At 66.4% G+C, this 20,922-nt stretch carries 23 protein-coding genes; 9 read left to right on the top strand and 14 right to left on the bottom strand.

From position 1 onward, the window contains the following. The first annotated feature begins 4 nt into the window (after positions 1 to 4). Genes MQN93_RS35360 through MQN93_RS35370 form a run of 3 tightly spaced genes read left to right on the top strand, consistent with a single transcriptional unit; the run spans position 5 to position 2,931 of the window. Complete coding sequence (locus tag MQN93_RS35360) at positions 5 to 1,177, top strand: hypothetical protein (RefSeq protein ID WP_242712748.1); 1,173 nt, start codon at positions 5 to 7, stop codon at positions 1,175 to 1,177. After that, the gene (locus MQN93_RS35365; RefSeq protein ID WP_278191520.1) at positions 1,174 to 2,532 is read left to right on the top strand and encodes an amidase; all 1,359 of its coding nucleotides are present in this window, start codon (positions 1,174 to 1,176) and stop codon (positions 2,530 to 2,532) included. Before MQN93_RS35360 ends, MQN93_RS35365 begins: the two co-directional genes overlap by 4 nt. Positions 2,533 to 2,535: 3 nt before the next feature. Continuing rightward, a complete protein-coding gene (locus tag MQN93_RS35370; RefSeq protein ID WP_242712750.1) occupies positions 2,536 to 2,931 on the top strand; it encodes a tautomerase in 396 nt (131 codons plus the stop codon). Positions 2,932 to 3,056: 125 nt separating this feature from the next. On the opposite strand, the gene MQN93_RS35375 is transcribed toward MQN93_RS35370, so the two are convergent. The 3 genes from MQN93_RS35375 to MQN93_RS35385 all read right to left on the bottom strand — a co-directional run bounded on the left by MQN93_RS35375 (position 3,057) and on the right by MQN93_RS35385 (position 6,191). After that, a complete protein-coding gene (locus MQN93_RS35375) occupies positions 3,057 to 3,803 on the bottom strand; it encodes an NAD-dependent epimerase/dehydratase family protein (protein WP_242712751.1) in 747 nt (248 codons plus the stop codon). Positions 3,804 to 3,986: 183 nt separating this feature from the next. Continuing rightward, positions 3,987 to 4,697, bottom strand: coding sequence for a maleylpyruvate isomerase family mycothiol-dependent enzyme (locus MQN93_RS35380; RefSeq protein WP_016430176.1), 711 nt, complete (start codon positions 4,695 to 4,697; stop codon positions 3,987 to 3,989). Between the two features lie 24 nt (positions 4,698 to 4,721). Then, positions 4,722 to 6,191: an outer membrane protein assembly factor BamB family protein gene (locus MQN93_RS35385; protein WP_242712752.1), complete on the bottom strand. Its 1,470-nt coding sequence runs from the start codon at positions 6,189 to 6,191 to the stop codon at positions 4,722 to 4,724. 254 nt (positions 6,192 to 6,445) lie between these two features. Between MQN93_RS35385 and MQN93_RS35390 the strand changes: the two genes are divergently transcribed. Next, positions 6,446 to 6,853: a GNAT family N-acetyltransferase gene (locus MQN93_RS35390; RefSeq protein ID WP_016430178.1), complete on the top strand. Its 408-nt coding sequence runs from the start codon at positions 6,446 to 6,448 to the stop codon at positions 6,851 to 6,853. A gap of 45 nt (positions 6,854 to 6,898) precedes the next feature. Beyond that, positions 6,899 to 7,654 carry a GntR family transcriptional regulator gene (locus MQN93_RS35395; RefSeq protein ID WP_016430179.1) on the top strand — a complete coding sequence of 252 codons (756 nt, stop codon included), beginning with the start codon at positions 6,899 to 6,901 and terminating at the stop codon, positions 7,652 to 7,654. Between the two features lie 45 nt (positions 7,655 to 7,699). Here the strand turns inward: MQN93_RS35395 and MQN93_RS35400 are convergent, their stop codons facing one another. After that, entirely contained in the window at positions 7,700 to 8,308 is a 609-nt protein-coding gene (locus MQN93_RS35400) for a TetR/AcrR family transcriptional regulator (RefSeq protein ID WP_016430180.1), read from the bottom strand. 412 nt (positions 8,309 to 8,720) lie between these two features. Here MQN93_RS35400 and MQN93_RS44305 point away from each other — a divergent pair, with 412 nt between their 5' ends. Beyond that, on the top strand, positions 8,721 to 10,316 hold the full coding sequence (locus tag MQN93_RS44305) for a helix-turn-helix domain-containing protein (protein WP_242712753.1): 1,596 nt from the start codon (positions 8,721 to 8,723) through the stop codon (positions 10,314 to 10,316). 45 nt (positions 10,317 to 10,361) lie between these two features. Further along, entirely contained in the window at positions 10,362 to 10,691 is a 330-nt protein-coding gene (locus tag MQN93_RS35410; RefSeq protein WP_016430182.1) for an NIPSNAP family protein, read from the top strand. A gap of 20 nt (positions 10,692 to 10,711) precedes the next feature. Here the strand turns inward: MQN93_RS35410 and MQN93_RS35415 are convergent, their stop codons facing one another. From MQN93_RS35415 to MQN93_RS35430, 4 genes are all read right to left on the bottom strand, one after another. Beyond that, a complete protein-coding gene (locus tag MQN93_RS35415) occupies positions 10,712 to 11,578 on the bottom strand; it encodes a DMT family transporter (protein WP_242712754.1) in 867 nt (288 codons plus the stop codon). A gap of 280 nt (positions 11,579 to 11,858) precedes the next feature. After that, entirely contained in the window at positions 11,859 to 12,155 is a 297-nt protein-coding gene (locus MQN93_RS35420) for a helix-turn-helix domain-containing protein (protein WP_016430184.1), read from the bottom strand. A 203-nt stretch (positions 12,156 to 12,358) separates the two neighbouring features. Next, on the bottom strand, positions 12,359 to 13,708 hold the full coding sequence (locus MQN93_RS35425; RefSeq protein WP_242712768.1) for an FtsX-like permease family protein: 1,350 nt from the start codon (positions 13,706 to 13,708) through the stop codon (positions 12,359 to 12,361). A gap of 5 nt (positions 13,709 to 13,713) precedes the next feature. Then, positions 13,714 to 14,499 carry an ABC transporter ATP-binding protein gene (locus MQN93_RS35430; protein ID WP_242712769.1) on the bottom strand — a complete coding sequence of 262 codons (786 nt, stop codon included), beginning with the start codon at positions 14,497 to 14,499 and terminating at the stop codon, positions 13,714 to 13,716. Between the two features lie 387 nt (positions 14,500 to 14,886). On the opposite strand from MQN93_RS35430, the gene MQN93_RS35435 reads away from it, so the two are divergent. Next, complete coding sequence (locus MQN93_RS35435) at positions 14,887 to 15,513, top strand: TetR/AcrR family transcriptional regulator (protein ID WP_242712755.1); 627 nt, start codon at positions 14,887 to 14,889, stop codon at positions 15,511 to 15,513. Positions 15,514 to 15,534: 21 nt separating this feature from the next. Here MQN93_RS35435 and MQN93_RS35440 read toward each other — a convergent pair whose 3' ends face one another. The 5 genes from MQN93_RS35440 to MQN93_RS35460 form a co-directional block, all read right to left on the bottom strand. Beyond that, the gene (locus MQN93_RS35440) at positions 15,535 to 16,002 is read right to left on the bottom strand and encodes an ATP-binding protein (protein WP_242712756.1); all 468 of its coding nucleotides are present in this window, start codon (positions 16,000 to 16,002) and stop codon (positions 15,535 to 15,537) included. Between the two features lie 63 nt (positions 16,003 to 16,065). Further along, entirely contained in the window at positions 16,066 to 17,565 is a 1,500-nt protein-coding gene (locus MQN93_RS35445) for an aminopeptidase P family protein (protein ID WP_242712757.1), read from the bottom strand. Positions 17,566 to 17,642: 77 nt separating this feature from the next. Continuing rightward, positions 17,643 to 18,281 (bottom strand): DUF3995 domain-containing protein, encoded by a 639-nt coding sequence (locus MQN93_RS35450; protein ID WP_242712758.1) that lies wholly within the window; start codon positions 18,279 to 18,281, stop codon positions 17,643 to 17,645. A 178-nt stretch (positions 18,282 to 18,459) separates the two neighbouring features. Continuing rightward, entirely contained in the window at positions 18,460 to 18,867 is a 408-nt protein-coding gene (locus MQN93_RS35455; protein ID WP_242712759.1) for a MerR family transcriptional regulator, read from the bottom strand. Between the two features lie 316 nt (positions 18,868 to 19,183). Then, positions 19,184 to 19,834 carry a sigma-70 family RNA polymerase sigma factor gene (locus tag MQN93_RS35460; protein ID WP_242712760.1) on the bottom strand — a complete coding sequence of 217 codons (651 nt, stop codon included), beginning with the start codon at positions 19,832 to 19,834 and terminating at the stop codon, positions 19,184 to 19,186. 168 nt (positions 19,835 to 20,002) lie between these two features. Here MQN93_RS35460 and msrA point away from each other — a divergent pair, with 168 nt between their 5' ends. Continuing rightward, positions 20,003 to 20,572, top strand: coding sequence for a peptide-methionine (S)-S-oxide reductase MsrA (gene msrA / locus MQN93_RS35465; RefSeq protein ID WP_242712761.1), 570 nt, complete (start codon positions 20,003 to 20,005; stop codon positions 20,570 to 20,572). Here msrA and MQN93_RS35470 read toward each other — a convergent pair. Then, the coding region (locus tag MQN93_RS35470) for an SDR family NAD(P)-dependent oxidoreductase (protein WP_242712762.1) at positions 20,553 to 20,922 on the bottom strand (370 nt) is incomplete at its 5' end. The genes msrA and MQN93_RS35470 overlap by 20 nt on opposite strands.

Here is a 20,922-nt window from a genome sequence, read left to right on the forward strand (position 1 = left end):
CGACGTGAGCGGCGTCGTCGATCCGACGAAACCGGCGTACGGGTCCGCGCTGCGGGCCCTCGTGGCGGTCACGTTCGTCGCCCTGGCGAGCGTAACCGTCTGGGCCTTGGCCGGCGGGCACACCTGGCAAGGCGACTACGGCGACCTGCCGGGCCTGGCCCGGTGGGTGCTCGCCGCAATCTCCGAACCGCAGTTCTACGCGGTCGGATCGGCCGGAACTCTTCTCCTCGCCGGTGGCTTGACCGGCCACATCGCACACCGCCGCGGCTGGTACCTCCAGGGCTTCGTCCAGGCATGCGGGACCGGGATCTGGCCCTCGGTCGCCGGCGCCGCGCTGCTCAGCGTCGTATTCAGCGCCCTGGTGTGGGGTGCGACGCTGGCGGACGGCACGTGGCAGCCGCTGTTCGTGCCGCTCGTGTCCGTGGCTCCTGCGGTCGTCGCCCTGTACGGGCCCGGCTGGCGGGTGTTTCTCACGGGTGCCGTCTCCGGGGCGCTGCTTGCCCCTCCGGCGGCGATCGCGCTGGTCACGTGGGTCTGCCAACCGCTCAACCTGCCGTCGGTCGTCGGGGCGACGGGCGGCATGGCACTGGCCGCGGCGCTGGCGTTCACGATCTGCCCCCGGCTGCCATGGATGCCCGAACCATGGGCATGGCGGTCCGTGGTCCCTGCTCCCCCGGCCTCCGGTCGCCGGCCGGCCCAACAGGGCCCCGTATGGATGCTTCGGCGTGCGTTGGCCGACCTGTCCGAAGCGCAGTTCTTCGGCAACGAGTGGGCGAGCGCGGCACTCGTCATCGGCGCGCTCCTCGCGTACGCGACGTCGTCGGAGTCGCTGGCCTACGGGTCGGGCCTGTTCGTGACCATCCTCGTCGGCCAGTTCATGTCGGCCTTGGCCGGCGTGTTCCTCTGGCGGCACCGCTGGCTGGCAGCCGGCTTCTACCCGACCTTCGTGCCGGCGGTGTCCCTTGTGCCGGCCGCGGTCCTCACCTACCACGGCGCGCTGTTGCCGACCGTGGTCGCAGCCCTCGCCGGAGCGCTCGTCGCTCCTCCGACCGCCGCGGCGATCTCGGGCCGCCTCCCCGCCGGATTCCACCCCTTCGTGGGCAACGTCGCCGCCATGAGCATCTGTACGGCGCTGATCGTGCCCCTGCTCTCCGTCCTTCCGGGAGTCACGTCATGAGCAACCTTGTCACCACACCCGTCACGATCTCCGAACTGGGGCGCGCGCTCCGGCAAGGGACGACGACGTCCGTCCAACTGGTCCGTGCCGCGCTGCAACGGATCGAGGAGCGCAACCCGGTCGTGAACGCCTTCGTCCTGGTCGATGCCGTCGGCGCATTGGCCGCCGCCGAGCAGGCGGACGCAGACCTCGCCGCCGGATGCGATCTCGGACCGCTGCATGGCATACCCGTGGCCGTCAAGGACCTCATCGACATGGCGGGGCTGCCGACCACGTGCGGATCGGCCTCGTCGTTCGGCACGACCCGGGCCACCGAGGACGCGGAGATCGTCACCCGCCTACGACGAGCCGGAGCCGTGATCATCGGCAAGACGACCCTGCACGAGTTCGCCTACGGCGCGACCGGGGACCGTTCGGTCCACGGTCCGTCCAGAAACCCGGTCAACCCTGAACGCATGTCCGGCGGCAGCAGTGGCGGCAGTGCCGCCGCGGTGGCGGCTGGGATGGTTCCCCTCGCTCTGGGCACCGATACGGCGGGATCGGTACGCGTCCCGGCTGCCCTGTGCGGTGTGGTCGGCTTCAAGCCGGCCTTCGGCGCACTTCCCGTGAGCGGGGTCCATCCGCTGGCGCCGACGCTCGACCATGTCGGCCTGTTCACAACGACCGGTCACGACGCGCTGCTTGCGTCTCGTGCCCTCACCGTCGGACGTGCGGAGCACAAGCAGGTGCCGTCGGGCAGCCGCGCGGCACGTGAGGGGTCCGTCGCGTGGGTGACCCCCGAGGAGATTGCGCCCACCGATTCCCGGGTCGCCGAGGTCGTACACAACTCCTTGACCCGCAACGGAGTTGGCCCATACACACTCTCGGGAGCCCTCGGCGACACCGAGGACCTGTTCCGGACGTTCTCGACATTGCAGGGACGGGAGGCATTCGCCGTCCACGAGGCACATCTCAGCGGCGAGGAGTCACTGATCGACCCCGACGTCCGCGCGCGGCTTCGCACCGGCCAGTCGATCAGCGACGAGCAGTACGCGGCGGCCGATCGCGCGCGACGCGAATTCCGGGACCTGGTACTGCGCTTGCTCGAGGACCATCCGGTCCTCGCCATGCCAACCGTTCCTGTGACCGCTCCGCACATCGATCAGCGAACTGTGCGGGTCGGCGGCACAACCCTCGACACCCGCGCGGCCCTGCTGTCGCTGACAAGCCCCTGGAACATGGCCGGAGTTCCCGCACTGAGCGTGCCTGTTGGGCACGTCGACGGGCTGCCGGTCGGGGTTCAACTGATCACCAACACGGGCGATGAGGAGTCGCTCTTCGCCATCGCCGCCGGGATCGAGAGCCGAGGTATGTGAACCATGCCATCCATCCAGATCGACCTGCCGCTCGACGCGTCAGTGGCCGCCAGGCAAGAACTCGCGAGACGCGTGGGACAGATCTACGCCGACCGTATGAAGGTCAACGCCGACCTGCTCACCGTTTCCATCCACGCTCTCGGAGACGGCGGCGTCTGGCGTTGCCACGAGGATGAGGAGCCCACGCCGTCCGCCCTCATCATGTGCGACATCCGTAGCGGACGTACTCGCGAGACCCGGGCCGCGCTGGCACAGTCGCTGATCGATGCCTGCGTCGACCAATTCCAGCTCGACAGTCTGTGGATCAAGGTCGAGTTCACGCAACACACCCGTGACGAGATGTACCACCCGCATCTCGGAGGCTTCAACAAGGACTGGGCGGGTGACGAGCGTTCCTGATTCGAGCGCGGGCGGCACTGCCGTCGCCTGATCCGGGCCAGGTCGGGGCGTGGGCAAGGAAGTGACTTAGAAACACGCCACACCTTGCCCACGCCCGCCGGTGTACGAGTCAGCCGGCGCGATGGTCACGCGCGGCCGGCGGCCACCGAGTTCCTGACGGCCTCCAGACCGGCGGCGTGCGAGACGATGGGCTCGTAGCCGAGTTCGGACACGGCCTTGTCCGTCCGCAGGGTGCATTCCTGCCCGAGGAACCACCGGGCGGGCACGGGTACTTCGCGGGCGGCGATCTCGAAGTCCAGGTCGGGGATCGAGACTTGGACGCCAAGAATCTCGAACTGGGTCTCCAGGAACTCGCGAAGGGTGACACGCTGCCGGTCGGTGACGAAGTAGGCCTGCCCGGGTCGGCCGCGCCGCCATCCGAGCATGAGTCCCTCCACGGCGTTCTCGACGAACGTGACGTCAGTTGTGTGCCGGCCTCCGCCGATCCAGGCGAACTGCCCGGCCTTCGCAGCGGCCGCCAAGCCTTCGACGAGGATGCTGTCGGGACCCCAGACGAACCTCGGGCGAATCGACACCGTGGCGAAGTCCGCGGTGTTCGCGTCGAGCACGATCTTCTCGGCCACGGCCTTCATCGCACAGTAAGCGGCCTCCGAGTCGGGCCGCAGCGGCGCGCTCTCATCGACGTCCACGAGCGGGTCACCGGCAAGGAGTGCGGCCTCGCTTCCGCAATGGACGAACCGGGGAACGTGCGCCTGGCGGGCCGCGTCGACAGCTGCCCGGGTACCGCGGACCGTCACCAACTCGTGGCGCTCACGATCAGCGGTGATGTCCGTCTCCGCAGCGAGGTGGAACACCACATCACGGCCCGTCACCCCGTCGCGCCACGTGCGCCTGCGCCGTCGGCGAGGCGACAGTGGACGTGGCGCTGGTGCCCGCTTCGGTGCCCGACGGCGTCAGTACGTGGCTCGACCGGTCCCTCACCAAGGCCGGAGTCGGCCCGGAACCTGCGGTGAGGACCTCGGTGACTGTCGCAGCCCCGCAACTCGACTCAGCTCTCAATCTGCAGGGTCCGGAGGCCAGGCGCCCAGTGTCGGCAAGTGGGGGTCAGTCGTGATCAGACCGGCGTCGACATCACGTCCGGCCATCCAGGCCGCGAGGTCACGCAGGGGCCCGCTCACTTCAACTGTTCTGCCAATTCCCAGAGTTCGAGCGAATTCCTCGTCCGTGACGCGCAAGACGAGTTGCACCCCGGTGGGCGTCCGCGAGGACAGGAAATCCAGGGCATGCAGGGCGAAGTCCACTGACCAGTCGCGCGGGCGACAGCCGGCCTTGAGGTCTACGGCATGAATCTCGGCTTCACGCCACCTCGCCAGCGCGGTGTCCAGGACCGTGGCGCGACGGAACCGGACAGGGCGTCGCCAATCGGCCTCCGTCATACGACTCCACGCGTCTTCGAGACCCCGCTGGGCCAGGTCCAGTTCCTCGCACAACTCCGTCACGGACCGAGCGGCACCGGAGTCGATCGACGAGTCACGCCCTGTCTGGCCGCCGTCGTACATGTCGACCAGCTCGCCCCGCATGGCCGCACGTGCCTGCCGCTCGAAGGCTCGGGCGTTGTCGGAGAGATGCTTCACGACGTGGCCGCGGCTCCAGCCCGGCAAGGCAGAGGCGGCGTCTTTCTGTCGATCATCCAGTTGTTCGACCAACTCAAGCAACCGGGCATGCGCCAGCGAGACTCGAAGCACCACTTCGTCAGGAGTCTTCATCACATCGCCCACTGTCGCACGCACTCATTTCGCTGGTTCCATGCCCAGTACAACCAGAGCGAGATTTTCCTCGTCCGTCGCATCCCCTTCGATTTCCTTCGGGGCCAGAAAAACCCGGCCATGTTCCACGACGATGTCAGCCATCGAGGGATCCTGCACCTCGGGACCCGTCTGCATATCGAGCCCGAAAAGCAGGTACGGAGTCTGCTCTGCCGTGGTGGGGTCGATGCTGATGACGGCGGAGAGTCCGACATCGATGCTGTTCTCGCGATACGCCAGGAGTTTGTCTCCGCTCATCCGCAAGGGGTAGATCGGCGATGCGGCCCTCCCCTCGAACTTGCGCCCAGTTTTTCCCGTCGCCAAGTCGAAGGAGATGATCCAATTGGAAGCCTGGTCCACTTCGATGGTGTCTTTGCTTGCTACGAAGAGCTGTTCGCGTCCGACGACAAGTGCGTCGCAGCGCTCTATTACGCCGTACTCTTGGCGCGAGCACATGGGGTCGTAGTAATCCTGCATCGAGATCGTGGCTCGATGCCTACCCTGATCATCCAGTGTGATCAGGTCGGTGACCTTGTCATCACCCGCGGCGACGGCGAGCACCGGCGGCTCAGAGGAAGGAAGGTACACGCTCTTGACACCGCGACTGACTCGGTAATTCCATTTCGGCTTACCTGTCTGCGGATCGATTTTCTGTACCCTATAGGTCGCGTCACCGTTTTCTTCGCAGTTGACCAGTGCCAGCAGAGCGCGGCCGCCGGCGAAGCCTATGTCGCGGCAGGCAGAGGCACCTGCGCTCGCCCAAAGGCGCTGTCCGTGGTCCATGGCGAATGCGGCCGAGCCATCGCCCCACGCCACGGCCACTGTGCCGCGGGTCATGGTCACGTTCGTGTTGAACACGCTGGCTGATTGGGCTCGGGGCAGTTTCACCTGCCAAAGCCTCTTCCCCGTGTCGACATCGAAAAAGATCACCTGGTCGCAGCCGTCCAGCGCAGGAGCCCCATCCTCCATGTGCGCCGGCTCCGACTGGGCGACGACAGCCGTTTCACCGGCATTGGTGACGTGCTGTGTCGTCGCGCAGAGATGTCCCTTGAGTCTGAACGTCCACGCCTTGTCGCCCGTCCGAGCGTCGACACCGGCGACGGTACCGGTGCCGATCCCTCTGGCGACTATCTTTGCCGTGGCCCAGGTTCCGGGCGCCTTGTGAGTCTCGTACTTCTTGTATCCGTCTTCATACCACCGCCCGCCCGTCTGCCCCTCCGGGCTTCGCGGGGTTTTCTCAACGGTCTCCCGTATAGCGTCAGGCGAAAGCGCCGCGCTACGTACATTCGCTGGGGAATCGGAATTCCCTTTCGGCCACATTATCCATCCCCCAATACCGAGGAGGACGACCAGGAAGCCGGTGAATGCACACCAGAGCCTGATGCGGCGTAGCTTCCGCTGTTGGGCAGTGCGCGTCGATTGGGTGAAGGGTGAGGGCGGCGGCCCGAAAGACATAGTGCGTGGATCCCGATCTCCGAGTGACAGGTCACCCACATCAGATCATAGGTCGGCCCACCCCGACCCACGAATTGTCGTAGATACGTCATTCCGGGTTGGCGTATTTGCGCCACGTACGGTCCGCAATCGGCGGACCTGTGGTCAAATGGGCGACTACTGGAGAGCCCGGATCGCACGAGAGGTAGGACATGACTTCTGAACGTCTGACACGCGGTGTTGTGACTCGTAGCGCTCGCCCAGAGGACTACGACGTGATCGTGCGCGTGATAGATGATTGGTGGGGGCGACCCGTGACCGGGCTACTCAACCGGCTTTATCTGAACCATTTCCACGACACCAGCCTGATCGCCGAGAGCAGGGACGGCGAGCTCGCTGGATTCGTCATTGGTTTCATGTCTCCGTCCCGACCGGACGAGGCCTACATCCACTTCACCGGGGTGGCACCGCACATGCGGCGCTCCGGGTTGGCTCGGTCCTTGTACGAGCAGTTCTTTGCCATGGCGCGCGAAGAAGGGCGCACGACTGTCAAGGCCGTGACCTCGCCGCACAACAACCGGTCCATCCGTTTTCACAAGGCCATGGGTTTCGACTGCTCTGAACCGATGATCGGCTACGACGGCCCTGAACAGGATCGCGTGGTGTTCGCTCGGGCCCTGTGACCCGCGCCCTGGTGTATCAACAGGTCGCGTTGATATACTTCCCCGGTGTCCGACATCCACAGCGTGCTGACCGGCACCCCTCACATCCCCGCCCTCCTGCTGATCGACAGCGACCAGAGCGGCCTCGACCGGACGAGTCAGGCGTACCGAGCCATCAGGCGTCAGATCATCGACCTGACGCTGCCCCCGGGTAGCGGTTTCACTGAGACGTCGCTCGCTCAGCAGTGGCATATCAGCAAGACGCCGGTGCGTGAGGCGCTCGCGCGATTGAGGCGCGACGGCCTTGTGGATGCCCTGCCGCGAGCGGGTTACGTCGTCAGCCCTGTCACGCTCCAGGACACGGACGATCTCTGTGCCCTGCGTTCGTTGCTGTCGAGCGAAGCTGCCGGCGCCGCGGCGCGCCGGGGACTCACAGCGCCGGCGCTGGAGCGACTCGAAGTGCTGTCCAAAGTGCCCTTCGCGCTGGCGGCAGGCGAGGTGGAACAGGAGGAATCACTGCGGGCGGGGATAGAGTTCGAGGGCATCATCGTTAACTTCAGCGGCAACAACCGTCTCAGCAAGGCGGTCGTGGACGTACTCGACGAGTTGGAACGAGTACTGCGAATGGCCGCGCTGATCGATCCTGGCATCGCCAGTCCGCCCGGCGAACTCGAGGCCATCTACGAGCGGTTGCGTGATCGGGACGTGGACGGCGCTCAGGACGCCACGCGTGCACGATGCGAGCGTGTGCGAACCGATGTGCTCCAGGTCCTCGCCAAGAGCGCCTCCGTAAGCAGGGCGCACATCCAGCTTCCTACGTGATTCGGCGCAACGGCCTTGTTCCGCAGAAGAGTTCCGGCGACGACCCTAGTGGGGGTCCTCGAGCGGGCGCGGGACGGCGATCGCGGCAAGGTGCTCTTCCAGGAGTTCGATCTGCCGGGAAGGAGTAAAGGCCGATGGGGCGAACAGGGCCTGGACCACGAGTCCGAGCACGAACGACTGGACGCCGGCTGCGATGTGTTCGGGATCGCCGGGAGGCAGGTCACCGAGTTCTTGAGCGGCGGCCACCCGGTCGCGGAGCGTTGCGCGGCTCTGGGCGTACTTGCGGGCGTAGGCGTCCGTGAGATCCGGGTCGGACAGGGCCTGGTCCCAGGAGGAGACCCAGATCCGGTTGGTGGAGGTGGTCTCTTCGGTCAGCGGCAGCATGTCGAGCAGGGCCGCCCTCAGAGCCTCGATTCCTTCGCCTGCGGGGCGCCGGGGCCGGGACGCGGTTCGTTCCTCGAGCAGGTCCAGGGCGTACGTCACGAGGGCCCGCTTGTTGGGGAAGTAGTGCGTCAGCAGGCCGGTGGTCGCGCGGAGCTGGTCGGCGACCGCGCGGAGGGTGAGACCGCTGAAGCCGCGGGTGGCCATCACCTGCCAGACCGCTTCGGATACATCGCGTCGGCGGGCCTCGTGATCTCCCTTGGTACGTGCCATGACCCCACGGTATATTACCGTAACGCTTGTTATGCGAATGGCCATGAGTCGGGCGGTGCCGTGATCCCGGAGCGACAAGGAAGGGAGGGGTTCCATGCTCACTCTCAATCACCTCATCGAGACAAGACCGGACCTACGGCTTCGCTGGGCGCATCCGGCGCACGCAAGCACGTACGGTGAGACACACGTGGCCGAGGTCACCGCGGTCGTTCCGGCACGGCAGACGGGGCACGACACCAGCTCGCAGCATCTCCCCGTGTCGGGCGGCGGTCTGGCGTTGGTGACATGGGGGCACCCTCCAGGGGGGCACAGCGCCAGGAAGCTCTGCGATCTCATCGCGGATCTTCGCCTCCACAACTCGGCGGGACTGGTTCTACGAACACTGCAGAGCTCGGTCGCCAGAAGTCCTCAAGTGCAGGCGCAGGCAGAGGAGTTCAAGCTCCCGGTCCTGACGACGGACGCGGATTCGGAGTGGGTCGGCGTCAACCACTTCATTCAGCAGCAGCGGGCCGCCGTGGCGGAGCGTCATGTCGAGCGGCTGGAAGACCTGATGCTCCGGCTGCCGGCCCGTGTCCAGAACTCCCGTGCGGCCAGAGACATCATCACCTGGTTGTCCTCCGCCCTCGATGCGGATGTGGCGCTGGGCTCCCACGAGAGGGGCGTCCTGGTGGCCGCCCCTGGGGACCGCACCAACCGTGCCCTTCATCTGGTCACCAGGACGCAGGCCGGCAGTGCCGTATCCACTCAACACACGCGGGCGATCGGGGTTTTCGGCGGCGACACTCTCGTACTGGGCGTCGCGTCGCACCGCCCCTTCGGCGCGCCCGAAGTCCGTCTGATGCGCCACGCGGCCAAGTTCCTCGGCTTCTTCGAGCAGGTGGGGCGCGGGCATCGGGACACGGTGCTTGAACCGCGTCGTGTGAGCCAGGCGGCGGCGCAGTTGCTGCTCGGCACGGGACCGACGAAGGCACAGCTCGTCGCCCATGCCCTCGCCCCGTCCCTCGCGGAGACCGAGCAGGTCCGTGTCCGGATCCTCGACACCGGGAGACATGACCGAGAGGCCACGCTGCGGTGGTGTGAAGACAACCTGAGCGGCCGGGCCCTCGTGACACCCTGCCCCGAAAAGGGGAGCCAGATCGTCATCGTCACGTCTGCACGACACGATGCGAGCGTGGATGCCGATCTCCGCGCTCTCGTCAGCGAGCGCGGCTGGCTCGTCATGGGGGCCAGCCGTTCCCATGACATGGAGTCCGGCGCTCGCGCCCACGCAGAGGCCGCCCAGGCACTCCAGCACGCGGCGCGTGTTGCTGGTCGGATCAGTACTGGTGCGCAGTCGAAACTGGCTCCGCTCCTTCCGCGCCCGACAGCGCATGCCTGGGCCGTGAACCTGCTCGAGCCGGTGTTGGGGCACCCCGCACAGCAGCAACTTCTCGACACCCTGCGCATCGGATGCTCCTTCAGACCGGCGGAAGCCTCCCGGGGTCTCGGTATCCACCGCAACACACTGCGCCAGCGGCTTGCGCGGGCGAGCCGTGTCCTCGGGTTGGACCTCAACACCGCGAACGACCGCATCCTTGTCCTCCTGGCCCTGGACATCCTGTCCCTGCCCGACGCGCCGCCGGCCGTCTCGGGTTCTGTCCACGACCTCGACGACCTTTTGGCGTACGAGGCCGAAGCAGTCCGGTCATGGGCCGAGATCCGGCTGAGCCCTTTGCGGTCCGGTCAGCGAGACCTTGAAAACACGCTGTGCGTGTGGCTCGAACACGACCTGTCGGCACGGAGAACCGCGACGGCACTGGGAGTCTCGGAGGCAACGGTCCGTCATCACATCCACGACGCGACAGAGCTTCTCGGAATGGACGTCGAAGCAAGGACGACCGACATGCACGACACCAACAGGATGACGATTGCGGACGTCGGTGTCGCGGCCTACGTCCTGCTGGGACGTCCCCAACTACGCCGGCCCACACCTCCCTTGGCCCTGTCGTCGGCCTGCTCTCGCATCTGAGGCGACCTCAAGACCCCCTCCCCTTCGGTCAGGACGGACGACTTCGTGATCACTTGTCATCTGCGCTACGAAATCGACCCGCGCCAGGTCTCCGCCTTCGAGGAGTACGTGACCGGTTGGATACCGATCGTGAACCGACTGGGAGGCACCCATCATGGATGCTTCCTCCCGAGTGAAGGGGCCAACGACATCGCCTACGCCCTCTTCTCGTTCCCGAGTCTCGCCGCCTACGAGAGCTACCGCGAGGCCATTCGCCGTGACGCTGAGGCACGCGGACTCTGGCAGCTCAGTGAACAGACCGGCTGCATCCGCCGTTTCGACCGGACCTTCCTCAGGCCGGTCACCGGCGTGACCGGTGCTCGGGCAACGGCATGACCTCATTGCCCGAGCAGATGTCACGGTCGGGAGGTCGTCCTGCTCGGAGCCTGCTGGACGCCGATGGAGACCAGGACGAGTACAGCTCCCAGAATCTGAGTCCCACTCAGGTGGTCATGCGCGAGTAGCACAGCCAGCAGTGTGGCTGTGAGCGGTTCGAGGAGGACAGCGACGATCCCTGCGGCTGCACCGGCGAGGTGCAGCCCCGAGAAGTAGCTGGTGTAGGCAACGGCTGTTGGCACCAGCCCGAGGAACATCACGGCACCGACCGTGTCGACCCGCAGCGGAAGCACCATCCCGGACAGCAGACCGGCGGGCAACAGCAGCAGGCCTCCCGTCAGGAAGCCCAGTCCGGTCGCGGCGTTCCGGTCCAGACCGGGTAGTGGTGCTCGGCGGTCCAGCGTGAGCACGGCGAACCCCAGCGCGGCGAGCAGGGCCAAGCCCGCACCCGCAATTCCGTTGCCGCCCGCGCCGGTTGGGGAGTCGAGCAGCAGCATCAGCCCGCCGACAGCGACCACGATCGATGTGACCGCACGCAGCGTGGGCGGACGCCGGTCGAGGACGGCGGTGCCGAACGTCACGAGTACGGGGATGGCAACCATGGTGGTCAGGGTTGCCAGGCTCACTGACGTGGCCTCCACTGCCGCGAAGTATGCGGTCTGGTACGTGGCCATCAGTACGCCGGTGACAGCAAGCCGAGCTGCCGCCGCGCGCGTGCGCGGCACCGTCCTGACCCCCCCTGCGACGGCGGCGTAGAGAGTGATGAAGATTCCTCCGAGCAACAGTCGGAAGGCGGCGACGGCAACGGGTTGCATCCCGGTGCGAGAGGCGAGGAGTGAGCCGGCGAGGCCGCCGGTACCCCATAGCAGTCCGGCGAGGACCAGCAAGGCAGTGCCCCGTGGAACGAGGGCAGCAGAGAGTGACGAGCGTGTGAGCATGGTTGGGCTCCGGCTTCGACGTGGATGAAGGGCATCGTCGGAGCGGGGGCATCAGCAGAACTTCGACGGCTTCAAGCTACGTCGAACTGGGGCCGCGGCCGTATGCGTCGGCCTGGCCCTGGCAACACCCCGCTCAGAAGCGGGGCGGCGGGCAGATGTGCCGGCGAGCATGCATGGTGCAGAGCATAGTTGGGGCGACCTCCTGGCTACCCTGTCTTTTCAGAGGCCGTCACGGTGTCGGCAGCTGGTCGTCGGTTCGGAGAAGTCCGAGTTCACTCACGCGCAGTCCCAGCGCGAACCGGCTGACCACGCTGGTCCTCATCATCATTCGCTGCACGCGCCGTTGGACGGTTCGGTGGCTCAGGGTCAGACGTCTGGCGATGGTGGAGTCCGGCAGGCCGCACCCCATGAGTTCCAGTATGCGCAGATCGACCACGTCGAACGCGGCATGCACGGTCGGCGCACCGGCCGGCTCGCAAGCCAACTGAATTGACTGACTTCGAAGGGGACGCCCGCCTCCGAACATGCCTGCTCCTTTGACGTAAGTACGTGTGCCGAGGACCGACATTAAGGAACGACCGGCACGCTGAACCACCGTGGATATGCACTGTTTGCTCTCGGTGGGTTTCGGCATGCCCCTCAGTGGCCGTCACGCAGCGTGGGACTGTGCACTTCAACACCCGCGTGAACGCCGCATCTGCACATGCGCACCACGGATTCAGTGCCCGCCTACCGAGCCGTGCTCGAACGGATCTGGCGGAATGCTGTCGGTACGCTCGCAAGAATGGTGATCGCCAGCGCGACCGCCACGAGGAGCGCGAACAGGGGTCCCGCCTGGCCCGGAATCAACGTACCGGTGCGCACCACGCTGAAGGGGAGCACGGTCACCGCGGTGGAGACGCCTCCGAGAACTGCGGCGATCACGGTGGTGATGAGCGCCTCGGTGCCCACCACTGCCAGGATCTGGCGACGGGTGGCACCCGTGAGGGCCAGGAGCTTGAAGTCGTGTCCGCGGGCCCGGGTAGCTGCGACGAGGGTGTTGCTCGCGGCCACGACAGCGAATCCGACGATGGCCAATACGATGAGGTAGTTGACGGTTGCCAACTGCGGTCCGTCGGTGGCCGGTCGACTGTCCTCGATACGCTGCATGGCCAGTGTCCCGCTGCCGACACCGATCAGCAGGGTCAACGGCGCGATCAGGCTGCCTTGTTGGCGAGCGCGAGTCCTGAGTGTGCGCCCGGCGAGGCGTGTGATCACTGAACGAGAGCGCGCCAGTCCCAGGCCGCCCGCGGTGGCGGCGGCAGGTGCCAGCAGGGCAAGTCCCACGGCGACCGCAACCCCTGCCGGCCCGGCCGTACTGGACAACAGAGGACCGTTTTCCTGTGCCAGCGTGCTCATCCCGGTCCCCAGGCCAATGAGTGTGATGAGGCCACCGCTCACGACTTTGGTGCGTGTCAGGGTCTTTCCGGTCGTGTCGACGCCCGCGCTCGCGGAGAGCGCGGAGACAGGCGGCACCTGGCCGGCTCGGCGCCCGGCGAGCATGGCACCCGCAAGAGCAGCTGTCAGGGCAACTCCCGCGCCCACGGTGACAGTGAGCCATCCGTTTTCAAGGGCAGTCACAGACTTGACCGCGTGTGCCGCGGTGAGTCTGGAGAGCAGGAGGCGGCCCAGCAGAATTCCCGGTACGAGGCCCGCCAGGGCGGCCGGCAGGGCGATCGCAATCACTTCGAGCAGGGTCAGTAGCTGTACCTGTCTCGGGCTGGCCGCGATGGTCCTCAACAGAGCTGTCTCGCGCTCCCGTTGCCTCACGACGAGCGAGACCGTGGAGAGGACACCGAAGGTCACGATCAGCAGGGACCATCCGCCGAGAATGGCCGGCAGCATGATCAAGAGGGTGTGGTCCTTGCCGCTCGCAGCCAGTCCCGTCTCGAGAAGTGCCGCCAGAGCGGTGAGCAGGGCCGAACCGATGAGCAGGACCAGGCCGGCGGCCAGTTGTGTCGTGGGCCTGGCGCGCAGGCTTCGTAGAGCCATGAGGAGAAGCGCGTTGGTGGGGCGTGTGGTGCGCGTCCGAATAGCCATGATGGTCACCGAACCCTCTCTCCCAGTCGTGTCATATGGGCCGCCACGGCTTCCGCGCCGGGGCGGGCAAGGGTGTCGACGATGCGACCGTCGGCCAGGAAGATCACCGAGTCCGCATAGGAGGCGGCGTTCGGATCGTGGGTGACCATGACGATGGTCCGCCCGTTCTCGTTCACCGCCGAGCGGAGCAGTTGGAGCACCTCGCGCGCGGCGTTGGTGTCGAGCGCGCCTGTGGGCTCGTCGGCGAAGATCACTGCGGGTTCCGCCAGGACGGCGCGGGCGAAGGCGACGCGCTGTTGCTGGCCGCCCGAGAGCTCTCCGGGCAGATGATCCGCCCGCTCCTCGATCCCGAGCCGGGCGAAGAGGGAGTCGACATCACCGCGGCGGGGTCGCCTTCCCGCCAGTTCCAGTGGGAGCGTCACGTTCTGACGGGCGGTCAGCGTCGGCAGCAGATTGAACGTCTGGAACACGAACCCGATCCGGTCCCGGCGCAGACGGGTCAGCCCGGCCTCGTCGTACTGCGACAGGTCCTCCCCGTCGATGTGCACGCTGCCAGAGGTGGGCCTGTCGAGGCCGGCGGCGCAATGCAGCAGGGTGCTCTTGCCGGATCCGGAAGGACCCATCACGGCCGTGAAGGTGCCGGAGTCGAACGTGAGGGAGACGTCGTCCAGCGCTCGGACGGCCCCTGCGTCACGTCCATGGATTTTGGAGACGGAGCGAAGCTCGACGGCCGCCTGTCTGACGAGCACGGTCTTGGCGGACATACGAGCGGATGAGTACGGCGTATGCATCATGCGTGCATCGTACGCCGTCATGGAACGAAAGCAAATTGCGCACTGCTCAAGGCAGTTACAGGCGCCACACTCCCCCGGCCAATCGTTCGCCTGCTATATTTCGTGACAGGTCGAGTGCGTCACGAAATGAAGGTGAGGGATCTTATGCGCTGCGAGGAATGCGGTAAGCCCGTCCACGCCAAGGGGCGAGGCAGGCCGCCGCGGTACTGCTCGCCGGCCTGCAGATCTCGGGCCTACCGCGCCCGTCGCGATGCTCACGCCGTCGACGGCAACGGAGTTGGTCAGGACGGCTCCCTCGAACCACCCGCCCCGACACGGAGGACGGCCGGCGTCGCCCCACGGCGAGGTGAGGCGGCGGAGTCGTCCCTGACCGCGGAGAGCATCGTGGAGGCGGCCATCAGGATCGCCGACCGCGAAGGGCTCGAAGCCCTCTCCATGCGCCGCACCGCGGCAGAGCTGGGCGTGGGGGTGATGTCGCAATACCGGCACGTCCCGGACAAGGACGCCTTGATCGACCTGGTGGTCGAAACGCTGTTCGCCGCCCATCCGCTGCCCGCCCACGGGACGGACGGCTGGCGGGCCGACCTGGAGCTTTCCGCGCGCCGGGAATGGGAGATCTACCGTGCGCATCCATGGCTCGCACTGATCGTCGCCGGGACCACGCGCCCTCCCCTGGCGGCGTCCATGATGGCCTACACGGACTGGCGCATGCGTGCCGTCGCTGACCGTGGCCTGGCGTTTCCGGAAATGCTGCAAGTGGCCGTCGCCGTCAGTGCGGCGGTGCAGGGCTCGGCACTGACTCTGGCCCGGGCCACCAGCGCTGCGGAGGACGAGGCATGGCTCGCCTCTCGTCAGTCAGCCATCACCGCTGTCTTCGCCAGCCGGGACCTGCCCCTCATCTCGCAGTTCGGAGCGGCCGAATTCCAGGCGGTCACACCGCAGAACATGTTCGAGTTCATGTTGCGCTGCACGTTGGACGGCATCAAGGTCACGCTGGCCGACCGCGCCTGAGGGTGCGTCAATTCCGCGTGATCACCTGCATGCGAAGAGACGACTGGGCACTTCTGCCCAGATCGTCTTGCCGTCGTCGTGCATCTCGGTGCTGAGGTGGCCCCCGTATTCGTCGAGCAGGGCCTCCACGATGGCCGTTCCACGGCCGTCCGTCGCACACAGCGACGGAGCGCGGCGCTGAAGACGGTCGGCGTGGTTGTCGCGGATTCCGATACGGACCGCACGGTCGTCGAGCCTCACGGTGACCAGGATGCGTGGCGTGTGCCGGCCGGCATGAGTGACGGCGTTGGTGACCAGCTCGGAGACGATCACACCCAGCATGTAGTGCACCTCGCCGTCGCGCGGGCATCCCCACTCCAACAGCGATGCGATGACGCGACGCCTGGCGGTGGAAGCCGCGGACGGGTGGCTCGGCAGCTCTATGAGATGGCGGGTGGGGAGGAGTGTGGTGCTCATCGTGATCTCGCAGTGGTACTGGACGAGCGTCACGCTGACGCTGAGATCTCTACTACTCAATCTGAGATATCAGTCCATCACTCATGATGCCCCGTGTCAATCGCGAGGCCCGGGCGTGGGTCGGAGCGAGGCCATCCAAGCCTCGACCTCGTCGGAGCGGCGCGGCAGTCCTGCCGACAGCAGACGGCTGCCGTCCTCGGTGACCAGGATGTCGTCCTCGATGCGGACGCCTGTGCCCCGGTACTCCTCGGGGACCGTCAGGTCGTCCGGCTGGAAGTACAGTCCCGGCTCCACGGTGAAGACCATGCCGGGCGCGAGCGTGCCGGCGACGTGGGACTCGACGCGCGCGGCGGCGCAGTCATGGACGTCCATGCCGAGCATGTGCCCGGTGCCGTGCAGGGTCCAGCGGCGCTGCAGTCCGAGTTCGAGCACACGCTCGGCCGGGCCCTGGAGCACGCCCCACTCGACGAGTTTCCCCGCCAGCACGAGCTGAGCCGCGTCGTGGAAGTCCCGGAAGCGGGCACCAGGTCGTACCGCTGCGATACCGGCCTCCTGCGCCTCGTACACCGCGTCGTAGATCTTCCGCTGAACGGCGTTGTAGCGACCGCTGATCGGGAGGGTGCGAGTGACGTCGGCGGTGTAGAGGGTGTGGGTCTCCACGCCGGCGTCCAGCAGCAGGAGATCGCCCGGCACCACGGGGCCGTCGTTGCGGGCCCAGTGCAAGGTGGAGGTGTGCGGGCCCGCGGCGCAGGTGGAGCCGTAGCCGACATCGTTGCCCTCGACCCGCGCGCGCAGGAAGAAGGTGCCTTCCACATACCGCTCGCCGGTCACCTGGGCCTTGTCGAGGTTCTTCACGACGTCCTCGAAGCCCCGCACGGTGGAGTCGACGGCCTTCTGCAGTTCGCCGATCTCGAAGGCGTCCTTGACCAGGCGCGCCTCGGAGAGGAAGACGAGCAGTTCCTCGTCGCGGTGAGCGGTGGTCCTGTCGGCTACGGCCGCTTCGACCTGAGCGTCGTGCCCGCGGACGATCCGGACCGGTCCACTGCTCCGGCGCAGCATGTCCGGCAGATCGCGCACATCGGCCGTGTTGAGGCCGTACATCTGTTCCGCTTCGGTGAGGGAGTGGCGGGGGCCGACCCATAGTTCACCCTGCTCGTCCAGCCAGAACTCGCCGCTCTCGCGGTTCGAGCGGGGCAGAAGATGGAGCGTTGCCCTGTGTCCGGTGGCGTTCGGCGCCAGGACCAGGACTCCCCCCTCGCTCTGATCGCCCGTGAGGTAGGCGTACTCGGTGGCGGCTCGAAAGGCGTATGCCGTGTCATTCGAGCGCGTCTTCAGACGGCCTGCGGGGATCACCAGCCATTCACCCGGGAAACGGTGCGACAGTTCGAGGCGGCGGGCAGCGGTCTCCGCGACCTGGGTGATCGGGGCGACGTTCCGTGCCTCGGGTTTCGCCCAGCCGGATCTCATGTGCTCGGCCAGTTCATGGGACACGTCAGGGTAAAAGCCGTTCTTGCGCTGCTTGATCGGCTCTGTGAACACACCGTCGAGTTGCACCTGGACGGTCCTGGCCGTCGCCGGGTCGAGTTCTTCGGCCATGAGTCCTCCATGGACGTCGTTGAGCGCCCTGCACGCTTTTTTGTGTCAAGGGCTGGTCGGAACACTGCCGGGTGGTGTCAGCCGAGAGCGACGTGCATGTTGCCGAGCGAAAGCAGCAACCCGAAGACGTCGACGGCCGCGATTCCCAGCAGCAAGGACAGGGACCACGTTCGGCGCGCGGCTGCAGTGCGGATGAACTGCCAACCGACCAGCGCCAGCAGAAGTCCCTGAATCAGGAAACTCGGCTCGAAGAGCCACAGGTCTCTCACCGCCGAAACGTGGTGATCGTGCGCCAGTGTCGTCGCATCCACTCCGGCCGCCTTCGGGAAATCGACGGCATCATGCACGCCGGCCAGGTAGAGGCTCTTCGTGACGAAGCCGAAGACGGCGTGAGACACACAGATCACGGCGCCGCCCCAGAGCGGAGTGAGTACCACCCAGGCCGACACGCGCCTGGCGAAGCGGTGATGGAGCGCGAGCACCCATGCCGCACCGATGAGCATGATCACGGACACGACCCAGTTGGCGTTCCTGACCGCGTCGGCGTTCTGCTGTGCCGCCAGTGGCACACCCCAGGTGCCGCCCACCGCCCAGTACACATGGATGCTCATGTAGAGGAGCGTGAAGGCGACCGTCAGACGGACGGGCCACGGCCCCTCCGCCACATGGGCTTTTCCGGGGGCCGGGTCGAGGGCTCTTTTGTCCAAGGCAGCCAAGGAACACTTCTTTCTACATGAAACAGCTGAGGCGGACGGTCATGGGGGTGCCGGCCAGTCCCTGGGCTGTCAGCCACAGAGTTGCTGTCGACATTAGGAAACGATCAACTCGCTGGGCCAGTGCGGATATGCACTGTTCGCTCGCACAGGGTTCCGGCCTGCCCATGGTGTCGCGGAGCTAGGCAGGCCGATGTGCAGATGGTGAGGCCACGCGGGTTGTGAGTTGCACAGCCAGGTAAGCGTCAAGTGCTGCACGCTGGTCGCTGAGAACGGCGATGCGCGCTGCGAGTCGGTCACGGTGACGCTGGACCCCACGTAGGAAATCCGTACACACCGCATCCGTATCGAGAGCAGATCCGCCTACCAGTTGTGGCAGCACTTCTCTGATCAGGCGAACGGGAAGTCCGGACTCCACCAGTGAGCGGATGGCGAGCACCTGTTCGATCGTGGACTGGCAATAGTCACGGAAGCCATTGCTGCACCGACCCGGCACGATCAGGCCTTCGTCTTCGTAGTGCCGCAACGACCGTGCGCTGACGCCGCTGGCTTTGGCAGCCTCACCGATTTTCATGTCTTCCAGCAACATCCAGACGCATCGTGGTGTTCCAGCACGGGACCTCAGGCACCGGCTCGCCGTTCCGGTCTGTCGGACTCGGACCGGCCCCGCTGCTCGGGGAATGCACCAGGGCCGGCCCGTCACGACGAACCCAAGCGCGCATTGGGCCGTCACACGCGACTGAACCACGACTCGACAAGCCCTTCCCCCGCCACCCAGGGGGGAGGAGACGGAGGAACGACAGGCTTGGAACCGATGACTCAATCGGTATGCCTTCAGTGAAGCACAGGGCGTGTGATGAAAGGTCAGGAAGCCGCTGCGTATGGCGTTTATACGCCACCAGCGGTCAGCCCGCGGCGCTGAGGTGCCCGTTCGCTATCAGCTGGGCGCGGAGTTTCTTGCGGGCGTCGAACATCGTCTTGTAGAGCGCGTTCCGGTTGGTCTCCAACTCGCCGGCGAGCGTATCCAGGGGGACTCCGTTGACGACGGCGGTGAAGACCTCTCGCTGGTGGGCACTCAGTGCCGTCCGGACGGCGTCGCGTACGGCGTCGGCCAGCTCTCGCGCCTGCGATTGGCTGACGGGGTCGACGCCGGCGTGGTCGGGCACCTGCGCCCATTCCTCCAGGTCGAAACGGGCGTGCGCAACGCGCCAGAAATGGCGACTCAGCTTGCTGGAAACTTCCAGCACGACAAATCGGTACGCCCAGGTGGTGAACCTGGCATCGCCTCGGAATTCACGGACTTTGCGCGTGATCCTCATCAGGGCGTCGGCGGCCGCCTGATGGGCGAGATCGTCCAGCTCGGGCCCGGCTATCAGGTAACGCGAACCCCTGCGCAACACCTGGTCCTTGGCAATCCTCACCAGCAGTTCATGCAGCCGCGTGCAAGCCTGCTCGTACCGCGGTCCACGGCCGTCCTCCAGCGCGTCCACCCAGGCGGCGGACTCGGGGTCGAGTTGTCGTCTACGGCGCGTTGTTTCGGCATTCGCAGCGTGCATGGCCCTCAATCCCCAGGTCATCTCGTACGAACAAGCCCATCACGGCACCATCTACAGACCGTCTACGCGAAGTCGCTGTTTTCGCCTGCGCCTTGCGCGCGTTTCGCGAAATCCCCCAGCCTGACGACTGCAGACGCCAGGTAAGGAATCCCTCCGCCTCGGCAGCTAATGGTGGATGAACCGGCGAAGGGGGAAGGCAGCGTGTTACCGGCAAGGGTGTGTGCCGTTTTGGCGGGCGGATGCTTCTGGGGCGTACAGGAGCTGTTCCGGACTTATCCGGGTGTCGTGGATACCCGTGTCGGCTACACCGGTGGCGAGGTGGTGGAACCGACCTACCGAAACCACGGGAATCATGCGGAGGCGGCCGAGGTCACTTTCGACCCGTCCGGGACGGACTACCGCAGCATCCTGGAATTCTTCTTCCAGATCCACGATCCGACCACATTGAATCGGCAGGGCGACGATGTCGGCTTGAGCTTCAGGTCCGCCATCTTCTACCTGAACGAAGGCCAGCGAAGCATCGCGCGAGCGGTGATCACCGACTGCGACGCGTCTGGACTGTGGCCGGGGAAGCTGGTCACCGAGGTTGTCCCGTCCGGCACGTTCTGGGAGGCGGAACCTGAACACCAGCACTACCTCCAGCGCCATCCGGACGCGCATATGAGCCAATACGTCCGGACGGACTGGAAGTTGCCCCGAGGACTGCCCGGGGGTGCCTCTAGTTGCGGCCGGCCATGACACCGCCGTCGACATTGAGGATGGCGCCCGTGGTCCAACTCGACGCGTCCGAGAGGAGGAAGACGATCGCGGAGGCCAGGTCCTGGGGCGTGCCGACCCGGCCGAGCGGGTGCAGGCCGCTCAACTGGTCCATCGCAGCGTCCAGTTGACCTGCCGGGAAGACCTTTTCGAACAGCGGCGTCCGGGTGACGGCCGGAGCCACGGCGTTCACCCGGATGCCCTCGCCGGCGAGCTCAATGGCCAGGTTGTGGGTGAGAGCGTGCAGGCCCGCCTTGGCCATCGAGTAGGCCGACGACGGCGTCACGCCGAGCGCCTGGTGCGCCCACATGCTGCCCACGTTCACGATGGCA

The organism is Streptomyces spinosisporus (assembly GCF_022698145.1).
Classification (GTDB): Bacteria; Actinomycetota; Actinomycetes; order Streptomycetales; family Streptomycetaceae; genus Streptomyces; species Streptomyces spinosisporus.